This is a genomic window from Microbacterium sp. AC215, from assembly GCF_979258645.1.
Genome location: NZ_OZ409869.1, coordinates 2,429,731 through 2,449,246 on the forward strand (window position 1 = coordinate 2,429,731; position 19,516 = coordinate 2,449,246).

The following is a 19,516-nucleotide window of genomic DNA, read 5'->3' on the forward strand; positions in this document are numbered from 1 at the left end:
GGCCCCGAAGGGACGGTGGGTCTCGGTCCTCAGCGGAGGCGGCTCAGAAGCGAGCGCGCAGAGCGTCGCCCAGCGAGGCGTCGACGTTCGTCCAGTACTGGAAGAACCGCTCGCGGATCGCGTCGATCGTGATGCCCTGTCCCTGGCCGGTCAGCGTGTCGAGGAAGCGCGCGCGCTGCTCGTCGTCGAAGACCGTGCGGTAGAGCGTGCCCGCCTGACCGAAGTCGTCGTCGTCGAGGTGCAGGGTCGCGGCGGCGCGGATCAGCTCGCCGTCCGACTCCCAGCTCGCCTCGACACCGGCAGCGGGGTCAGCCGTGGGTCCGCCGGCGGGGCCGTAGGAGTTCGGCGTGTAGACGCGGTGCTCGGCCGGGTTGAACTTGTACTGCATCTGGCCTTCGTGCATGTAGTTGCGCACCTCGGCCGCGTGCGGCTGGTTGACCGGCAGCTGGTTGTAGTTCGCACCGATGCGGTAGCGCTGAGCATCCGAGTATGCGAACACGCGAGCCATGAGCATCTTGTCGGGCGAGATGCCCGTGCCGGGAACCTGGTTGCCGGGCGAGAAGGCGGCCTGCTCGATCTCGGCGAAGAAGTTCTGCGGGTTGCGGTCGAGCGTGAACGTGCCGACCTTGATGCGCGGGTAGTCCTTCTTCGACCAGGTCTTCGTCAGGTCGAACGGGTTGAAGCGGTAGGTCTTGCCCTCTTCGTAGGGCATGACCTGCACGTAGACGTCCCACGAGGGGGCGTCGCCGCGAGCGATCGCGTCGAACAGGTCGCGACGGTAGTAGTCGGCATCCGATCCGGCGAGCTTCTCGGCCTCTTCGGCGCTCATCGCCTCGACGCCCTGCTTCGACAGGAAGTGGTACTGCACCCAGAAGCGCTCGCCGGCGGCGTTGACCCACTGGTAGGTGTGCGATCCGTAGCCGTTCATGTGGCGCCAGCTGCGCGGCAGGCCGCGGTCGCCCATGAGGTAGGTGACCTGGTGGGCGGACTCGGGGGAGAGGGTCCAGAAGTCCCACTGCATGTCGGCGTCGCGCAGACCCGAGTCGCCGAGACGCTTCTGCGAGTGGATGAAGTCGGGGAACTTCATGGCGTCGCGCAGGAAGAAGGTCGGAGTGTTGTTGCCGACGATGTCGAGGTTGCCCTCGGGCGTGTAGAAACGCAGCGCGAAACCGCGCACGTCGCGCCAGGTGTCGGGCGAACCCTGCTCGCCGGCGACCGACGAGAAACGCAGCAGCGTCTCGCTCTGAGCACCCGGCTGGAAGGCCGCGGCACGGGTGTAGGCCGACACGTCCTCGGTGACGGTGAACGTTCCGAAGGCTCCGCCGCCCTTGGCGTGGGGGTTGCGCTCCGGCACGCGCTCGCGGTTGAACGACGCGAGCTTCTCGACGAGGTAGCGATCGTGCAGAACGGTGGGGCCGTCAGCTCCGACGGTGAGCGAGTGCGCGTCGCTCGCGACGGGGGTGCCCGTCTGGGTGGTGGTCGATGGGTCGGTCATGTTCTTCTCCTTCTGCACGCAGACACGACGATCATCCCGGGTGCCCGGGAGCGGCGTCGGATGCTACTGCGCGGCGTTCTGGCAACTGGGGCACAGGCCCCAGAAGGTCACTTCGGCTGTCTGGACGGTGAATCCCCCCGCCGAAGACGGGGTGAGGCACGGCGCTTCGCCGACGACGCAGTCCACATCGCCGATCGCACCGCACTGGGTGCACACGATGTGGTGATGGTTGTCGTCGATGCGCCGCTCGTAGAGCGCCGCGGAGCCTGCCGGTTCGATCCGGCGGATGAGGCCCGCCGTCGTCAGGTCCGCGAGGATGTTGTGCACCGACTGGATCGACGTCGTCGGAAGCACGTCGGACACGGTGCGGAAGATCCGCTCCGCATCCGTGTGGGCCATGGATTCCAGTGCCTCGAGCACGGCGACGCGGCCCGCGGTCGCACGCAGCCCGGCACCGCGAAGTGCCGAGTCGAGTTCTGTCTCCATGGCCCCGACTCTACCGTTTATTTTGAGTAACTCAAAAGAATGGCGTGTCGGGCGCGGCGGTTGCATCATCCTGGCTCATCCGTAGCGTGGAGGCATGTTCAGGAAACGAGCGGCGACGATCGGACTGGTCCTGATGGCGGGCATCGCGCTCGCCGGATGCACGGGAGAGCCGTCGGGGTCGGCGACCGGATCGACGTCTCCCTCGCCATCTCCGAGCGGCTCCGCGTCGACGGCGACTCCGGATGCCGACTCCGACGAGGCGCAGCTTCCGCTGCCCGTGGACGAGATCCCCGAGTGGGCGCAGACCGCGGTACCCGGGTCGGACTCGCCCGGATACGTCTTCGGCTTCTCCGGATGGATGAGCGAGAACAGCTCGGCCAACGACGTCACCAGCTTCACATCGCTCGAACCGGGGACCTATCAGGCGCAGTTCGCATGCCGAGGCGAGGGGACGATCGTGCTCACCGTCAGTGAACTCGATGAGGGATCGCCGTCGGAGCCGATCGCGTGCACGAACGAGACGATCGCGTTCGACGTCACGAATGCCCGGACCGGGGTGAGGTTCGAGCTCGCTCTCGACGGCGCTCCCACGATCAATGCGATCTCGCTCGTCACCGTGCCGTGAGTTTCCAGTGCTCTCGTTCCGCTGCGGGGGTCAGGACTCCGACGGTGCGAGGGGCAACTCGAGGCCGTAGTTCCACGTCAGGATCGCCGGCTGCTCGCGATAGAAGCTCAGCACCGACACCGATCCGGCATCCAGCGTGATCTGCGCGCCGAAGCGCGGAGCGAGGCGCAGGTAGACGGCGGTGAGGATGCGGAGGAAGTGGCCGTGCGCGACGAGTGCCACATCGCCCTCGGTCAGCGCCGGCAGCACCCGTGTGAGCACGCGGGACGCGCGGGCGGCGACCTCCTCCACGGTCTCGCCCGGCGTCGCGCCCCGGATCACACCGTGGGTGAAGGCGCTCCAGTCGTAGCCGAGCTCCTCGCGGATGTCCTTTGTCGTGCGACCCTCGTATCCGCCGTAGTCCCACTCGACGAGCAGCGGATCGACCTCGGCGTGAAGCCCCGCGAGCTCGGCCGTGCGCCGAGAGCGCTCGAGGGGTGACGACAGGACGAGCGAGAAGTCGTAGTCGGCGACCAGCCTCCCGGCAGCGCGAGCGAGGTCTTCACCCCGCGCCGTGAGCGGGATGTCGGTGAGGCCGGTGTGGCGGCCGGCCCTCGACCACTCCGTCTCGCCGTGGCGCAGGAGGACGAGCTTTCCCGAGGGATTGTCGGGGGCGGGGCGATCGGGCAGCGGGTCGTACTCGGGAAGCGCAGGCACACCGCAACCGTAGTCCGCACGCGTGCCGACGGCACAGCCCCGCGCCCTCACCGCGTGATGGTGAAACCTCCGCCGCGCACGCGAACCCTGCCGCCCTGCACAGCCTGGCCACGCTGCGACCCGTCGGCGTCGTAGGCTCGGCCCGATCCCGCAGCGAGGGGCGAGACTCGCTGATCGCGCCGAGCGCCGTTCGCGTACAGCACCGCGGAACCGGATGCCATGGCATACACGGCCGTGGACACCGCCGGCTGGATGACGAGAGCGTCGAGCCGCAGATCGCCGGTGCTCGTGCACCGGACGGTCACCGCATCGGCGGGAAGATCGCCACCGAGCAGCTGGGGAACGAGCATCCCGTCGGCCTCCGTGAGGCCGCGATCGCCCGTTCCTCCGGCAGGGGTTCGCGTGCTCCAGAGCCGCCTGCCACCGCGGAACACCTCCCACACCGCCTCTCCGGCATCCGCCTTCTGTCTCCAGACGAGACCGTGCAGGATGCCGCCGGCCTCTGTCACATCGAACTCGACCGACTCGCCCGCGGGAACCCGCGCATACGCGGCTCCCGAGAGGTTGCCCTCGCCGATCCACGCGCCGCCCTCTGGCCGCACGACCTCGCAGCCCGCCGAGAGCCGAGCGCCCTCGGCATCGATCACCCGAAGTCCCGAGAACGAGGACAGGCCGGTGATCGATGTCGCGATGCGTGCGATGTCGCGGTTCGCGTCGAGCAGCAGCATCGTGAGCAGCCCGTGGATCGTGGACTCAGCCCCCGAGTTGCGATTCACGCGCCCGTCGGTCTCCACGCCGTCGAACGTCACGCCGGTGGCCGGGTCGTACACCGGGACGCCTGCGGTGTTCGCCCCGAAGAACCACCCGGCGGCGAGCCCTGCGAGCACCCGCAGACCTTCTCCGCCGACGGACGCCGCCTGCACGGCGCCCGCGACGCGGCCGTGTGCGCCGTACGCGATCTGCGCCTCCGAGGGCAGCGGCGCCCAGGCGTTGTGCGGTCCGCCCGAGGCGAGCACCTGCGGGGTGAACGTCCCCGCGTCCGCCACGGCCGCGGCGGTCCACTCTCGGCGGCGCAGCAGCGCACCCGCGCGAGCCAGTGCCTCCGGTGCGGCAGCGCCCCAGGCATGCCAGAAACCGAGAGACCCGGTCCACGGCAGAACGGCGCCGAACGGCCATCCCTTCGCCGGGTCGGTGGCCATCGCGGCCACCCCTTCTCCGTAGGTCTGCAGAGCCTGACGGCTGCGCGCATCTCCGGCCTCGGTCGCCGCAGCGAGCCCGAGCATGGCCTCGGCCGTCGCATCCGCGCCGCCGGCGATCAGCCAGGCGGGCAGATCCCGTCCGTCGCTGCGCACCCAGTGACCGGCACGCGACAGAGACTCGCGACCGAGCGCGTCGAGAGCGAGATGCAGCCGTGCGAGCAGGAATGCCGCGAACTCGGAATCCTCCCGCCGGAACGCCGCATAGCCCTCGCCGAATGCCCAGACCGAACGAGCGAGCCAGTAGGACTCGGCGGAGTCCGACGGGTCGGGCAGTTCGACGGGGATCGCGCTGGGGTTCAGGGTGCCGTCCTCCTGCTGCCACAGCACCACCCGGCCGGCATTCGGCCCGCTCGTCGTCTGCAGGAACGCCAGCGACCTCAGCACATCGCGTGCCTCGTCGCGGGCCTGCACGTCGCCGGTCGCCTTCCACGCGCGCAGGAAAACGATCGCGGCTCGCGCGATGTCATCCGCGTTGTAGGCGCCCTGCGTCCAGTACCCGGTCACGGCGTCGCGAGTGCCGCCACCCACCGGACGGAATCCGCCCGCACCGTCGGTGTCGGCATAGGTCCACGGTGCGAGCACGCGGGGTGAGGCGTCGATGCCGAACGTGGTGTGCGTGGTACTCGCCACCACGGGAACCTCGGCGAGCAGGAAGCGCAGGTGTGCGAGGTTCGTGAGCCGCGCGCCTCCACCCGCGCCGATCGGTCGAGATCCGAGGGGCGGTGCGGCGGGCGCCGAGGCGTGCGCTCCGGCAGGGTCGAGCGGAAGCAGCGCGAGTGCAGAGGTCGCGGCTGCGGCGGTCAGGAACGTGCGTCGGGAGATGGACATGCTCTCATTCCTCGTTCGCGTCTCTCAGTGCCCGGCCCCACGGCCGCGCGGGATCGTGGATGGCGACGGCCAGCGTCGTGTCGGACTGCCCGTAGTAGGCGAACCACTTGCCTCGGAACTTCACGAGTCCTTCGACGAACGTGACGTTCGACACCAGGCCGTTCATGTCCTCGAATGTCTGCGGCCTCAGCCATGGCTCCTGCAGGCGGGCGATCACCCTCGTCGGCTCGTCGGGGTCGATCGCGATCTGCCCGCACCGGTAGTCGACGTCGACCGATCCGTCGTCATGCACGACCCTCGTCGCGCCGTTCGTGAGGAACACCAGCAGTCCGTTGTCGGCGAGCACGGGCGAGGTGCCGATCTCGACGAGTGCTTCGTCCCAGGTGCCCAGGGTCGGCGAGTACATCGGATCGGTGTCGGCCGTGCCCGGCGTCCAGTGGATGAGGTCGTCGCTGGTCGCCCAGTAGATCGCCCCCTCGCCGAAGTACATCCACCATTTGCCGTGCATCTTCTGCGGCACGATCACGCCGGCCTTCGACCAGTTGAACCCACGCGGATCCATGGTCTTGAACGTGTCGAAGTCGTCGAACAGCGGGCCGTGCTTGGTCCAGGTGCGCAGGTCGGTCGAGGTGGCGAGGCAGAGCTGGGCGCTGCGTCGGTCCCATCCCGTGTAGGTCAGATAGTAGGTGCCGTCGATCAGCGCGATGCGCGGGTCCTCGCATCCGAAGCGCTCGTAGTCCTCTGAGGGGGAGAGGATCGGCGCGTCCTCGCGGGTGAAGTTCACGCCGTCGCTCGATCGCGCGATGCCGATGTGCGAGACGATGTCGTCGGCGTGCGCCCGATAGAGCAGCACGACCTCGTCGCCGTCGACGATCGCGGCCGGGTTGTAAAGATTGGCCGACTCCCAGCTGTCGCCTTTCGGTCGAAGGATGGGATTGGCCTCGTAGGGGACGAAGGGGCCCAGGGGGAAGGTTGCTCCGGTGAACATGGGATGCCTTTCTGGCTAGCCTTTGACGGCGGCGCCGAGGTCGGTGGCTCGGAAGAACCGCTGGAAGACGATGAACAGGATGACGACGGGGAACGCGAGCGCCGTGGCGCCGGCGAGGATGGCCCCGTTGGGATTCGCCGTCGACTGCGCGACGTTGGAGATGTAGTTGGCGAGCGATACGGCGAGCGGCTGCAGCGACGCGTCCTTCGTGATGAGGAACGGCCAGAGGAACTCGTTCCAGGGGCCGATGAACGTGACGAGCACCACCGTGACGAGTACCGGCTTGATCAGCGGGATCGCGACGGACGTCAGCAGCCGGATCTCGCCGGCTCCGTCGATGCGCGCCGCCTCGAAGATCTCGACGGGCAGCGCCTTGAAGAACTGCACGAAGATGAACACCGCGGTCGTGTTGATGAGGAACGGCAGGATCATGCCCATGTATGAATCGCCGAGCCCGTAGTTGCGGGTGATCTGCACGTAGAGCGGGATCATCAGCAGCTGGAACGGCACCATCTGCACGAGCAGCATGAGCACCCAGATGACGCCACGGCCGCGGAAGTCGAGCCTCGCGATCGCATATCCGGCGAGCAGCCCGAACACCACGGTGCCCAGCAGCACACCCGCCGTGAAGATCAGCGAGTTGAGCAGGGAGCCCGCGAGATCGATGCGGGAGTCGATCGCGAGGAAGTTGTCGACCGTCCACCCGCTCGTCGGGAAGAGCTCGCTGGGCGAGTTCGTCGGATTCTCCTGGAAGGCCCCGACCAGCATGAAGTAGAACGGGAAGGCGAAGCCGATGGCCGCGACCGTGAGCAGGATGAGGCTCAGGATGCGGGGCAGTGAACGCGTGCGTCTCATGGTCATCGCTCCCTGGTCGCGCGGTTGGCGGCGAGTGACAGCATCCCGACCAGGATCACGAGGATCATGCCGATCGCTGCCGCGGTGTCGGGGTTCTGCTGCTGGATGCCCAGCTGGTAGATCAGCAGCACGGGGGTCGACGAGGCGCCGTCGGGGCCACCGCCGTTGGTCAACAGGTAGGGCTCGGTGAAGAGGTTGGCTCCGGTGATGATCGACAGGATCAGCACGAGCGTGGTGGCGCTACGGACGCCGGGAACCGTGACGTTCCAGAATCGGGAGAATGCTCCCGCGCCGTCGGTCTCGGCCGATTCGTAGAGCTCCTTCGGCACGTTCTGCAGCGCCGCGAGATACAGCAGGATGTAGAAGCCCAGCTGCTTCCACGTGACGTAGAGCGCGATCATCGGCATCGCCAGCCCGCTGTTCACGAGCCACGACGGATCGGGGGCGAGCGGGCCGAGGATCGTGTTGATCAGACCGTTTCCCGAGAAGAGCAGCATCCACACGCCGACGAGCGAGACACTGGCCGTCAGATACGGCACGTAGAACGCCACGCGGTAGGCGGCGACCCAGCGGATGCCGGTGTTCAGCGCCGCGGCCAGCACGAGCGAGAGCACGGCGGTGAGCGGCACGTTGATGACGAGGAAGATCAGGGTGTTGCGGAACGAACCGAGCACTCTCGGGTCGGTGAGCACGGTCACGAAGTTGTCGAAGCCCACGAACGGTCGCTCGACCTCGACGTTGGGCGCGGTGAAGAAGTAGTCGTGGAAGGCGATGTAGACCGCGAATCCCAGCGGGAACGCGAAGATCGCCAGCACGAAGACCAGGTACGGCAGCGCGAACAGGCCGCCGATCGGATGCGCACCCAGCAGTCGGGTGCGCAACCGCGCCCTCGGTGGCCGGCCCGCGGACGGGGCCGGGGCTGAAGTGCCCCCGGCCACGTCCGCGACGGCGTCGTCTCGGAGCGTCATCGCAGACTCATCACTCGGCGACGAGGTCGTCGATCTTCGTCGTGGCGTTCCTCAGGAAGTCGTCGATCGACTCCTTGCCGAAGATCACGGCGGCGGAGTACTCGTCGCGGAACGCCTGCCAGGCCTCCACGGAGTTCGGGATGCTGGGCACGTCGGCCGTCGCCTCGGCCTGCTCGGCGAACGCGACGTAGTTCGGGTTCGCATCGAAGTAGTCGGCGTAGGTCTCCGTGAGGTCGGTGCGCATCGGCATCTGACCGGTGGCCTCGAGCAGCTGTCCGTCGCTGTCGACGCTCGTCGAGAACTTCAGGAACTCCCACGCGGTGCCCTGGTTCTCGCACGCGGTGAACATCGAGACGCTCTTCGAGTCGGCGAAGGTCGTCGGGTTCTCGCGGCCGTCGCTGGTCGGGACCGGCATGAACCCGACGTCGACGGTCTCGGCGTACGAGGGGATCGCCCACGGACCGGCGAGCTGCATGGCGGTGGTGCCGGCGGACATCGCATCGTCGGTCGACGCCTCGTTCGGCGAGAGCTTCTCGTCATAGAACGTCTTCCAGAATTCGGCGACCTCGCGGCCGGCATCCGAGTCGACCGTCGCCTTGCCGTCTTCGACGAGCATGGTGCCGTCGGTCTCGGCGAGGTAGAGCGGGTAGAAGTCGAACCAGGGCTGGTAGAACTCGCTCGTCGGAGCCGGCCAGATGGCGCTCTGCACACCGGAGGCGACGATCGCCTTGGACCCCTCGAGGAACGCGTCGTACGTGTTCATCTGCGGGTCCTCGGGATCGATGCCCGCGGCCTGGAACAGCGCCTTGTTGTACATGACCATGACGGGGTTCGACTTCCAGGGCAGCTGGTAGAAGCTGCCGTCGGTCGCGTACGAGTCGACCTCTCCTCCGCGCTCGGTGATGTAGTCGCTGCCGCCCTCCATGGTGCTGAGGTCGACGAGTCCGCCCTGCTTGACCCAGCCCGAGACGGCGGCCGGGGCCACGTTGTAGACGAGGCAGGGTGCGGTGCCGGCGGTGATCGCGGCGGTGATGGCCTCTTCCGACGACGAGCCCGCGGGGATCTCCTGGGCGTTGACCTTCTCGTCGGGGTGCTCGGCGTTCCAGGCGTCGACGACGGCGGTGCCCCAGGCGACCTCCTGCTCGTTGTTCGACAGCCAGATGTCGATGGAGCCGGTGCCGTCGGCCGAGGCGTCGCCGCCCCCGCCTCCTGACGAGCATCCGGTGGCGACCAGTGCGACGGCTCCCAAGAGCGCTGCTGCGCGGATCTTCTTCTTCATGTTGTCCTCCTTGACGCGATGGTTCGGGTGATCGTCTAGCGGGTGGTGCTCTCCCGGAAGTGCACGACGTTGCAGTCGACGACCTCGGTGCGCGGTTCGGCGCCGAGGATGTCGGCCTGCAGCAGGCGGGCTGCCGCGCGGCCACGTGCGGCAGGACCCGACGAGACGCTCGTGAGCGCAGGGGAGAGGTGGGCCGAGAGGTGGTCGTCATCGAAGCCGGCGATCGCGAGATCGCGGGGGATGCTGAGTCCGCTCGAGCGGGCGTACGACAACCCGGCGATCGCCATCGTGTCGTTGGAGTAGAGGATCGCGGTCGGTCGCTCGGGAAGCGCGAGCAGCTCGGTGGTGCGCTCACGACCGCTGGATGCCGTGAAGTCGCCCTCGCGCAGCAGTGCGTCTCCGCCCACGGCGTCGATGTAGGCATCCGCCCGCACCCGCGAGTGCACGTAGTCGAGAGGACCGGCCACGTGCGCGATGCGCTCATGCCCCTCGGCGCGCAGGTGGGCGATGATCTCGCGCACCGGGGCGTCGTCATCGGTGCGTACGCACGAGAAGCGGGTCGGCTGCTCGTAGGCGCCGACCAGCACGGCCGGCAGGCCGAGTTCTTCGAGTAGCGGCACGCGCCAGTCGTCGTTCCTCAGATCGAGGAGCAGGGCGCCGTCGGCCCGCCCGTGGCTGAGCGAGCGATAGGCACGTTCCTCTGCCGCCCGATCGGGAACCACCTGCAGGATCAGGGCGGTCTCGGTCTCGGCCAGCACGGACTCGACGCCGGCGATGAACGCGGGGAAGAACGAGTCGTTCGCGATGACCTCGGGGTCGCGGGCCAGCACGACGGCAAGGGCGTTGGCCTTCTGGGTGGCCAACGCGCGGGCGCTCTGGCTCGGCACCCAGTTCAGCTTCTCCGCGGCGGCGAGCACTTTCGCCCTGGTGTCGTCGGAGATGGGGCGCTTGCCGCTCATCGCGTGAGAGACGGTGGCCTTGGTGACTCCCGCCTCGCGGGCGACGTCGGCGATCGTCGTGCGGCTCATGCCACCTCCTCGTGGAACATCGGGCTGATCGTCCGCATCTTCGCCAGGCGTTGGTTTAACCGGTTTGACAGGTGCGGGTGCAGCGAGTGTAAACCGGTTTGACGACGCCCGTCAAGAGGGCCGGACGGATGCCGACAGGGCGCGACCAGGGTCAGACGAAGGTGACGGTCTGCTGCAGTCGGGTGCGGACGTCGAACAGTTCGTTGCCGCCGATCGCTCGTGCGCCGGGCACTCCCTGGCGCAGCATCATCGCCAGGGCGCTGCGCCGCACGACCACGACGGGCACCCCGCGACTGCTGCCCAGAGGCGTGACGGCCTGTGCCAGGTCGTCGTCGGGGAGCACCATGATCAGACCGCCGAACTTCACCTTGGCGGCCTTCGCGACGGTGCGCATGCGGCCGAGCGCCGCGGTGACGGGCGCGCGTGTGCCGAGGCTCGGGCCGGTGATCTCGCCGCGGCGGAATCCGACGACGCCGCCGAAGTCCTCCGACATCACGCCGTAGAGACCCGACGGACTGAGCACGACGTGGTCGAGCTTGTCGTCGGGGTCGGCGCCGGTCGCGACGTCGTGCCAGACCGTGAATCCCATTCCGAGGGCGCTCACCGTGCGGGCGGTCGCCTCTTCTGCCAGCGCATCGGCGAGCAGCCGTCGCAGGTCTCGCGGCGCTGATCGCACGAGCGCCGGGTCATAGGGATCGGGAACCTCGACGCCACGGCCGGCCCACTCGCGGATGAGTGAGAGGTAGCGCTCTCGACGCCATCCGCCGGGGTGGCCGTACGACCGCGCCCGGGGACGCGTGTCGGTGCGGGTCGCCGACTGCGGCCGCCAGCCGTTCCACTCCGGTTCGGCGGGGATGCCGGGGTGGGCGCCGGAGCGACGGTCATAGGCGGCGCGGCCCTCGGGCGTGCCGACGAGTTCCCACGCGCGCTGCACCTGGATGAAGACGGCCGCGTCCCCTCCGGTGTCGGGGTGGGTCTGGCGCAGTCGCAGACGATAGGCGCGCCGCAGCTCGCCGTCGTCGACGGTGGGGTCCACCCCGAGGATCTCGTAGGCGGAAGCCGAGAGCGGGCTGTCGAACATCGCTCTCCTTCCGAGATCGCGTCATCCAGAATATCCGGGCGCTGTTGTGGATCAGCCGGGGACGTCGACGATGCGCTCCACGCCGGTCACCGGCACGACGGAACCGGCGGACGCCGCCGCGATGTCCTCGACGAGACGGTCGACCTCGTCCGCTGGCGCCCACACCTCGAACGTCGCCAGGGCTGCATAGCGGGCGTCGCCGAGCGTCGCTCCGTGGTGCAGCACCCAGTCGCGCAGGAGGTTGTCGTAGCGCCCGGCATCCGCATGGGCGACATCGATCGTCACCTGCGTGAGTGACTGCCGCCGTACGAGCGCTGCGAGATCGAGAGCCTCGGACACGGCCGTGGAGTAGGCGCGCACCAGACCGCCCGCTCCGAGCTTCACCCCGCCGAAGTAGCGGGTCACGACGGCCACGACGTCCGTCAGCTCGCGACGCCGCAACACTTCGAGCATCGGGATGCCCGCAGTGCCGGAGGGTTCGCCGTCGTCCGATGACCGCGCCTGGTCTCCGAGGAGTCCGGTGACCATCGCGCTGCAGTTGTGCCGGGCATCCCACCACCGCTTCCGCAGCCGTGCGATCACGGCATCCGCCTCGTCGACTGAGGCGACCGGCTCGACAGTCGCGATGAATCGCGACTTCTTGATGACGAGCTCATGCTCCACAGGCGCGGCGATCGTCGCCGGGTAGCTGCGGGGCGGAGTCATCCGCCTCAGACTACCCAGCGCCGGAGCCCGCTCAACGATCGACGAACGACATCTGCTGCGGGTTGTACCGATCTCCCTGCACCCCGACCCGCTCGGCGAGCTGGTCGAGATCCGCCATCTCGTCTGCCGAGAGCGCCACGGCCGCCGCTCCCGCGTTCTCGGCGATCCGCGACGTGCGCCGTGTGCCGGGGATGGGGACGATGAACGGCTCGCGGGCGAGCAGCCAGGCCAGCGCGATCTGGCCGGACGATGCGTCCTTCGCCTCGGCGAGTGCCGTGACGTGACTCACGAGGGCCTGGTTCGCCGCCCGGTTCTCCTCGCTGAAGCGGGGGATCGTGCCGCGGATGTCTCCGTCTGCGAATGAGGTGGTCTGGTCGACGGTGCCGGTGAGGAACCCCTTGCCCAGAGGGCTGAAGGGTACGAAGCCGATGCCGAGCTCACCGAGGGTCGGCAGAACCTCACGCTCGGGATCGCGCGTCCACAGCGAGTACTCGCTCTGCAGCGCGGTGACCGGCTGCACAGCATGCGCGCGTCGGATGGTGGATGCCGAGGCCTCGGAGAGCCCGAAATGACGCACCTTGCCTTCGGCGATCAGCTCCGACACCGTGCCCGCGACGTCTTCGATCGGCACGTCCGGGTCGACGCGGTGCTGGTAGAAGAGGTCGATCACGTCGGTGCGCAGGCGCCGCAGCGATGCCTCCGCGACGCGGCGGATCTGCTCGGGGCGGCTGTCGAGCCCGACGCTCTTGCCGTCTTCGATGCGCCACCCGAACTTCGTCGCGATCACGACCTGGTCGCGGATCGGCTCGAGCGCCTCGCCGACGAGCTCTTCGTTGACATAGGGCCCGTACACCTCCGCGGTGTCGAAGAACGTGACGCCGAGGTCGAGAGTCGACCGCAGCACGCCGATCATCTCGTCGCGGCTGCCGGGATTGGGTCCGTAGCTCTGCGACATCCCCATGCAGCCGAGTCCGACTGCCGAGACCTCGAGGCCCTGTCCGAGTGTGCGAGTGTGCATGCCGTGTCCTTTCGTCAGGCCCGACGCTACGCGCACGCTCGCTGCTGAGGGAGGGCCTGTCGGAACCTCCCACAGGCAGCCGCCGTTCACGATTCAGCACGAACAGTCCCGGACACCGCAGAACCGGCCGTTTCGTCAGGAATCGGCCGGCTCATGCTGAATTGTGAACGCCGAGCCGTCGCGACTACTCCGCCGAGTCGTCACGCAGGTAGGCGATGTGCGCGGCGTGCCGGGTCAGGTGGTTCTGCGACTTCCGCACGAACAGCCACGCGACGAGCAGCAGCACGAACCAGATCGGGGTCACGAGCAGCGCGGTCAGCGTGTCGGGCTGGGTCGTCAACGCCCACAGGATGAACACGAAGAACGCGAGCACGACGTAGACCATGAAGATGCCGCCCGGCATCCGGAACCTCGATGCGGCGACCTTCTCGGGCCGCCGGCGCCGGTAGACGAGGTAGCTGCACAGGAAGATCGTCCAGACGAACATGAAGCACACCGCCGAGACCGTGGTGACCATGTCGAACGCGGTGCCGATGTCCTTGCCGGCGTAGAGCAGCACGACACCCGACAGCAGCAGGATGCACGACAGGAACAGCGCGTTCTGCGGCACCCGGCGCTTCGACAGGCGTCCGAACAGCCGGGGCGCATCGCCGTCCTGTGCGAGCCCGAACACCATGCGCGAGGTCGAGTAGATGCCCGAGTTGGCGCTCGACATGGCAGAGGTCAGCACGACGAGGTTCACGACGGTCGCGGCGATGCCGAGGCCCGCGAGAGCGAACATCGCGATGAAGGGGCTCTCGCCCGCGACGTACTCGGTCCACGGCGTGACGGCCATCAGGATGACGAGGGCGCCGACGTAGAAGAGCAGGATGCGGATCGGGATCGCGTTGATCGCCTTCGGCAGATTCTTCTCGGGGTCCTTCGTCTCGGCCGCGGCGGTGCCGACGAGCTCGACGCCGACGAACGCGAAGACAGCGATCTGGAACCCGGCGACGAAGCCCATGAACCCGTGCGGGAACATGCCGCCGTGATCCCACAGGTTCGCGAAGCTCGCCGTGCCCGCATCGTGCTGGAAGCCGGTGAAGATCATCACGAGACCCGTGATGATGAGCGCCACGATCGCCACGATCTTGATGAGCGCGAACCAGAACTCCATCTCGCCGAAGGCGGCGACGGTGGGCAGGTTCAGCGCGAGCAGGATGACGATCACCAGCACGCCGGGGATCCACAACGGGATGCCGGGGAAAAGCGCATCCGTGTAGCCGGCGATCGCGATCACGTCGGCGACTCCGGTGACGACCCAGCAGAACCAGTACGTCCATCCGGTGAAGAACCCCGCCCACGGGCCGAGCAGGTCGCTGGCGAAGTCGCTGAACGACTTGTACTTGAGGTTCGAGAGCAGCAGCTCGCCCATCGCCCGCATGACGAAGAACAGCATGAAGCCGATGATCATGTAGACGAAGATGACCGAGGGGCCCGCGACCGAGATGGTCTTGCCGCTGCCCATGAACAGGCCGGTGCCGATCGCGCCGCCGATCGCGAGCAGCTGGATGTGCCGGTTGCTCAGTGCCCGCTTCAGGTGCTGCTCGTCGCCGTCGGCCGATCCGTCCACCCCGACGGATCCGCCTGTCTTCTCTGTCGTCATCGCTCGAACCTCCGGTGTTCCGTGCCGCGTCCCGCTGCGGCATCCTTCCGACCGTACTTGGCGATCGGGGATGGCATCCAACCGAATCGATTCGATATCCTGGTACGACCCCCGATCATCCCCCAGTTCTGCGAGCCTCTTCTCTCATGGCCACCTCTCTGACCACGGGCCGTCCGTGGCGTGTCATCCTGTCGTTCTCCATTCCCCTGCTGCTCGGAAACGTCGTGCAGCAGATGTACCAGTTCGCTGACGCCGTCGTCGTCGGCCGGCACCTCGGCGTCGAGTCCCTCGCCGCCGTCGGCGCCACCGGCAGCCTGCTGTTCCTGCTCATCGGCTTCGCCTGGGGTCTGACCAGCGGTTTCGCGATCCCCATCGCGCAGGCGTTCGGAGCGGGTGACGGTGCCGCCGTGCGCCGCTCGGTCGCGACCGGCGTGATCCTGACCGGAATCACGAGCGTGGTGCTCACGATCGTCGCGCCCCTGATAGCCCGACCCGTGCTCGAGCTGCTGCAGACGCCGGCCGAGCTCATGCCCGAGGCGACGGTCTTCACCCAGATCAGCTTCATCGGCGCGAGCGCGACGATGTTCTTCAACTACCTCTCGGCGATCATCCGGGCGATCGGCGACTCGCGCACACCGCTCATCTTCCTGACCGTCTCGTGCGCTCTCAACGTCGGCCTCGTGATCCTGATGGTCGGTCCGCTCGAGTGGGGAGTCGGCGGCGCAGCCCTCGCGACCGTCGTGGCCCAGGCCGTCTCCGTCGCACTGTGCCTCGAGTTCGTGCGCCGTCGCCTGCCGATGCTGCACCTGCGTCGCGCCGACTGGCGAGTCACCCGAGACGACTTCAGGGAGCACCTGCGCCTCGGTCTGCCGATGGGATTCCAGGCATCGATCATCGCGATCGGCACGCTCACCGTGCAGGTGGCGCTGAACACGCTCGGCTCGGATGCCGTCGCGGCCTACACGACGGCATCCCGTGTCGACGGCCTCGCGGTCGCCTTCCTCTCGTCGCTGGGCCTGGCGTCGTCGATGTACACGGCGCAGAACCTGGGCGGGCGCCGCCCCGACCGCATCCGTCGAGGGGTCGTCGAGGGCACCTGGATGGCGATCGCCGCCGGCATCGCACTCGGCGTCATCATCATCGCGTTCGGCACGCCGATGGTGCGCCTGTTCGTCGGTGAGGGGTCCGACGAGGTCGTGCGACTCGCGCACCTCATGCTGATCATCAACGGATGCGGGTACTGGGCCCTCGGTGTGCTGTTCGTGCTCCGCGGGGCGCTGCAGGGCCTCGGCCACACCCTCATCCCCACCGTCACGGGCGTGATCGAGCTGGTGATGCGCGTGGGAGCGGCCGTCGTGCTCGGCGCGCTCATCGGATTCGAGGGCGTCGCGCTCAGCAACCCTCTCGCCTGGCTCGGCGCGATCGTGCTGCTGGTGCCCGCGTACGTGCGCGCTCACCGGTCGCTCGCCCGCATGCCGGTCGACCCGATCGAGTCCACCGAGACGTCGGCGATGGCGATCATCGGTCCGACCGACGGCTCGATGGTCGTCGACGCGGTCGTCACCCAGCCGGTGCGAGTGGTCAAGAGGTCCCGGTTCGCACGGTTGAAGCGCCGCTGAACAACGCGTCACGGTTGAGGAACATCATCCTTCAGATGGATGCCCAGAATGCCGACACTTCGTAATGTTGGTGATGCGGAGGTTCCGCGGACCGGGGGGTCGTGATGACATCGTCAAGGGTGGCAAGCGAACTGGCATCGATACTGGTGCCGATCGGAGTGGTGGGGGCCGTGCTCGCGGCGCTGTGCGCGATCGTGGCGGGAGTCGCGATCATGCGCGGAGCGGCGGGTCTCGCCGGTGGAGCAGTAGGACTGTGGATCCCGAGCGCGATGCTCAGCACCACGGCATCGTTCGCGAATCAGTGGACGCCGCTGCTCGTGTCCGGCATCGTGCTCGTCGCGATGCTGGTGATCGGAGCCGTCGCACGCGGGATCGTCAACGCGGGCGAGCCTGCCCGTGAGGTCGCCCGCGCCGCGCGGATCCAGGCTGTCGTCGACGCGCCCGAGCCGACGGTCCCGGCGCGCTCCACGAAAGCGCCGAGCACCGGCAGTCAGCCTGCGCTCGCAGGCTGAGCCGCACTCAGCGGTAGTCGCGATCCCGGTGCTGCGCGGCCTCGTCTCCTGAGGCCACGCGCTCGGCCTCTCGGGCGCGCAGTTCGACCCGGCGGATCTTGCCGGAGATCGTCTTGGGCAGCTCGGGCACGAACTCGATGATCCGCACCCAGAGGTGCGAGGACAGCCGGTCGTGGGCGTAGGCGAAGATCGATCGCGCGGCCTCGGCGTCGGATCCGGTCGCGTCGGGGCGCAGGCACACGTACGCCTTCGGGACTGCGAGCCGCGTCGGATCGGGGCTCGGGATCACCGCCGCCTCGATCACGAGGTCGTGCTCCAGCAGCACCGACTCGAGCTCGAACGGCGAGATCTTGTAGTCGGACGCCTTGAACACGTCGTCCGCCCGGCCGATGTAGGTCAGATAGCCGTCGGCATCCCGCTGGGCGATGTCGCCGGTGTGGTGGTATCCGCCGACGCGCGACTCGGCCGTCTTCTCGGGGTCGTCGTAGTACCCGGCCATGAGCCCGACCGGAGGATGCGCCAGGTCGAGCGCGATCTCGCCCTCGTGCTCGGCGAGCTCACCGGTCGCGGGGTCGAGCAGCACGACGGGGTATCCGGGCAGGGGGCGTCCCATCGATCCGATCTTGACGACCTGACCGGGGGAGTTGCCCACGCAGGCCGTCATCTCGGTCTGGCCGAAGCCGTCGCGGATCGTGCCTCTCCACGCCTCCTGCACCCGGTCGATGACCTCGGGGTTCAGCGGTTCGCCGGCTCCGACGAGCTCGCGCGGCGGGTGGGTCAAGCGCCCGAGGTCGGCCTGGATCAGCATCCGCCACACGGTGGGCGGCGCGCAGAACGTCGAGACATGATGCGCGTCCATGACCTGCATGAGGGTGTTCGCGTCGAAGCGGTCGTAGTTGTAGACGAACACGGTCGCCTCGGCGAGAAAGGGCGAATAGAAGCTCGACCACGCATGCTTCGCCCAACCCGGCGACGAGATGTTCAGGTGCACGTCGTCGGGGCGCACACCGAGCCACCACATGGTCGACAGATGCCCGATCGGGTACGACACGTGGGTGTGCTGCACGAGCTTCGGACGGTTGGTCGTGCCGCTCGTGAAGTAGAGCAGAGCCGTGTCATCGGCGGGGGTCGCGGCGTCGGGCTCGAACGTCGTCGGAGCGTCGGCGGAATCGTCGAAGCGCGTCCACCCGGCCGGAATGCCCTCGCCCACGCCGATGCGCAGGACGTCGCCGTCGATGTCGGTGATGCGCTCGGCCAGGCCGCCGAGCGTCACGATGGCGCGGGCGTGTCCGTGGTCGACGCGGTAGGCCAGGTCGGATGCCGAGAGCAGCGTCGAGGTGGGGATCGACACCGCGCCGACCTTGGTGATGGCGAGCATCACCTCCCAGAGCTCGATGGTGTTGCCGAGCATCACGATGACGTGGTCGCCCCGCCCGATGCCGAGTCCTGTGAGCCAGGCGGCGACCTGGTCGGAGCGGCTCGACAGCTCTCCGTAGGTCCACGACTCGAGGCTGAGGTCGGCTGACACGATCTGCACCGCCGGGCGGTCGGGCGACTCGCCGGCGATCACGTCGAACCATTCGAGCGCGAAGTTGAACTCAGCGGGCGCAGGCCAGGCGAACCCCTCGCGTGCCGCGGCGTAGTCCGTCGCGTTCGCGAACAGGAAGTCGCGCATCTCTCTGATCGCGGTCGTGGCTGCGGTGGCGCTGCGGCTCATTCTGGGCTCCTTTGCTCGGCAGACGTGTTCCATCCTCGCACCGAGCGCGGACGCCGGCCTCTGACCCCCGCACGTGCGGAAGGAGATCCCTCGCTCAGAAGGACCGAATCCACTGCCTGGTCCTTCGGTGCGAGCGATCTCCTCCTGAACGGAGGCCCGCACACGGGCAGACGAGCGGGCGGGAGCCGCGGCTAGGGCAGGCGGATCGTCCCCGTGGCGATGCGCTCGGTCGGCATCCGATCGCGGTTGTACGTGATCTCGTCGTATCCGTGCGGTGTCGGCATCCCGTCGTCGTCCAGGCTCACGAAAACGATCTTCTCGATCGTGAGGATGCGCTTGCGCGTGATCATGTTGCGGGCGACGGCGCGCATGGTCAGAGACGTGGTGCCGAAGTGCGTGGCCTGCAGGCCGATCTCGATCAGGTCGCCCTGCACGGCTGAGGCCTCGAAGTTGATCTCGGAGATGTGCTTCGTCACGGCCCGATAATTGCCCAGCTGCACGATCGCGTAGATCGCGGCCTCTTCGTCGATCCACTTCAGCAGGCTGCCGCCGAACAGCGATCCGTTCGCGTTGAGGTCTTCCGGCTTCACCCATTTGCGGGTGCGGAAGTTGATGCCGTCTTCGGACCACTGCCACTCGGGTGTCTTCTGCTTCGCCATGCTTCGAGGGTAGGAGCCGCGTGAGTCGGGGGTGTTACGCGAGGATGCCGAAC

Annotated in this window: 18 protein-coding genes; 3 read left to right on the top strand and 15 right to left on the bottom strand. The window is 68.1% G+C overall.

Going from position 1 to position 19,516, the window contains the following annotated elements; genetic code table 11:
• Window positions 1-43: 43 nt before the first annotated feature.
• On the bottom strand, window positions 44-1,495 hold the full coding sequence (locus ACZZZF_RS11805) for a catalase (RefSeq protein WP_053098174.1): 1,452 nt from the start codon (window positions 1,493-1,495) through the stop codon (window positions 44-46).
• Between the two features lie 63 nt (window positions 1,496-1,558).
• Entirely contained in the window at window positions 1,559-1,981 is a 423-nt protein-coding gene (locus ACZZZF_RS11810) for a Fur family transcriptional regulator (protein ID WP_053098173.1), read from the bottom strand.
• 94 nt (window positions 1,982-2,075) lie between these two features.
• Between ACZZZF_RS11810 and ACZZZF_RS11815 the strand changes: the two genes are divergently transcribed.
• Window positions 2,076-2,606: a hypothetical protein gene (locus tag ACZZZF_RS11815; protein WP_053098172.1), complete on the top strand. Its 531-nt coding sequence runs from the start codon at window positions 2,076-2,078 to the stop codon at window positions 2,604-2,606.
• Between the two features lie 30 nt (window positions 2,607-2,636).
• Here ACZZZF_RS11815 and ACZZZF_RS11820 read toward each other — a convergent pair whose 3' ends face one another.
• The 11 genes from ACZZZF_RS11820 to cycA all read right to left on the bottom strand — a co-directional run bounded on the left by ACZZZF_RS11820 (window position 2,637) and on the right by cycA (window position 14,956).
• Window positions 2,637-3,302, bottom strand: a complete 666-nt coding sequence (locus ACZZZF_RS11820; protein WP_082298058.1) for a histidine phosphatase family protein — start codon at window positions 3,300-3,302, stop codon at window positions 2,637-2,639.
• A 47-nt stretch (window positions 3,303-3,349) separates the two neighbouring features.
• Window positions 3,350-5,389 (bottom strand): hypothetical protein, encoded by a 2,040-nt coding sequence (locus tag ACZZZF_RS11825; RefSeq protein WP_463498413.1) that lies wholly within the window; start codon window positions 5,387-5,389, stop codon window positions 3,350-3,352.
• Window positions 5,390-5,393: 4 nt separating this feature from the next.
• Window positions 5,394-6,377, bottom strand: coding sequence for a glycoside hydrolase family 130 protein (locus ACZZZF_RS11830; RefSeq protein WP_463498416.1), 984 nt, complete (start codon window positions 6,375-6,377; stop codon window positions 5,394-5,396).
• A gap of 15 nt (window positions 6,378-6,392) precedes the next feature.
• Window positions 6,393-7,232, bottom strand: a complete 840-nt coding sequence (locus tag ACZZZF_RS11835) for a carbohydrate ABC transporter permease (protein ID WP_053098169.1) — start codon at window positions 7,230-7,232, stop codon at window positions 6,393-6,395.
• Between the two features lie 2 nt (window positions 7,233-7,234).
• The gene (locus ACZZZF_RS11840) at window positions 7,235-8,200 is read right to left on the bottom strand and encodes a carbohydrate ABC transporter permease (protein ID WP_463498419.1); all 966 of its coding nucleotides are present in this window, start codon (window positions 8,198-8,200) and stop codon (window positions 7,235-7,237) included.
• Window positions 8,201-8,210: 10 nt separating this feature from the next.
• The gene (locus ACZZZF_RS11845; RefSeq protein WP_463498421.1) at window positions 8,211-9,479 is read right to left on the bottom strand and encodes an extracellular solute-binding protein; all 1,269 of its coding nucleotides are present in this window, start codon (window positions 9,477-9,479) and stop codon (window positions 8,211-8,213) included.
• Window positions 9,480-9,514: 35 nt separating this feature from the next.
• Window positions 9,515-10,507: a LacI family DNA-binding transcriptional regulator gene (locus ACZZZF_RS11850; protein ID WP_053098166.1), complete on the bottom strand. Its 993-nt coding sequence runs from the start codon at window positions 10,505-10,507 to the stop codon at window positions 9,515-9,517.
• A gap of 151 nt (window positions 10,508-10,658) precedes the next feature.
• Window positions 10,659-11,588 carry a J domain-containing protein gene (locus ACZZZF_RS11855; protein ID WP_463498424.1) on the bottom strand — a complete coding sequence of 310 codons (930 nt, stop codon included), beginning with the start codon at window positions 11,586-11,588 and terminating at the stop codon, window positions 10,659-10,661.
• Window positions 11,589-11,639: 51 nt separating this feature from the next.
• A complete protein-coding gene (locus ACZZZF_RS11860) occupies window positions 11,640-12,293 on the bottom strand; it encodes an IMPACT family protein (protein ID WP_463498426.1) in 654 nt (217 codons plus the stop codon).
• Between the two features lie 31 nt (window positions 12,294-12,324).
• A complete protein-coding gene (locus tag ACZZZF_RS11865; protein WP_463498429.1) occupies window positions 12,325-13,311 on the bottom strand; it encodes an aldo/keto reductase in 987 nt (328 codons plus the stop codon).
• A gap of 184 nt (window positions 13,312-13,495) precedes the next feature.
• The gene (gene cycA, locus ACZZZF_RS11870; protein ID WP_053098162.1) at window positions 13,496-14,956 is read right to left on the bottom strand and encodes a D-serine/D-alanine/glycine transporter; all 1,461 of its coding nucleotides are present in this window, start codon (window positions 14,954-14,956) and stop codon (window positions 13,496-13,498) included.
• A 146-nt stretch (window positions 14,957-15,102) separates the two neighbouring features.
• Between cycA and ACZZZF_RS11875 the strand changes: the two genes are divergently transcribed.
• Together ACZZZF_RS11875 and ACZZZF_RS11880 are read left to right on the top strand one after the other, a co-directional pair.
• Window positions 15,103-16,575: an MATE family efflux transporter gene (locus ACZZZF_RS11875; protein WP_072592114.1), complete on the top strand. Its 1,473-nt coding sequence runs from the start codon at window positions 15,103-15,105 to the stop codon at window positions 16,573-16,575.
• Between the two features lie 119 nt (window positions 16,576-16,694).
• The gene (locus ACZZZF_RS11880; protein ID WP_150115131.1) at window positions 16,695-17,087 is read left to right on the top strand and encodes a hypothetical protein; all 393 of its coding nucleotides are present in this window, start codon (window positions 16,695-16,697) and stop codon (window positions 17,085-17,087) included.
• A gap of 7 nt (window positions 17,088-17,094) precedes the next feature.
• Here ACZZZF_RS11880 and ACZZZF_RS11885 read toward each other — a convergent pair whose 3' ends face one another.
• Both ACZZZF_RS11885 and ACZZZF_RS11890 read right to left on the bottom strand, forming a co-directional pair.
• On the bottom strand, window positions 17,095-18,804 hold the full coding sequence (locus ACZZZF_RS11885) for an AMP-binding protein (protein ID WP_463498432.1): 1,710 nt from the start codon (window positions 18,802-18,804) through the stop codon (window positions 17,095-17,097).
• 191 nt (window positions 18,805-18,995) lie between these two features.
• Window positions 18,996-19,463: an acyl-CoA thioesterase gene (locus ACZZZF_RS11890; RefSeq protein ID WP_072592111.1), complete on the bottom strand. Its 468-nt coding sequence runs from the start codon at window positions 19,461-19,463 to the stop codon at window positions 18,996-18,998.
• Between the last annotated feature and the right edge of the window lie 53 nt (window positions 19,464-19,516).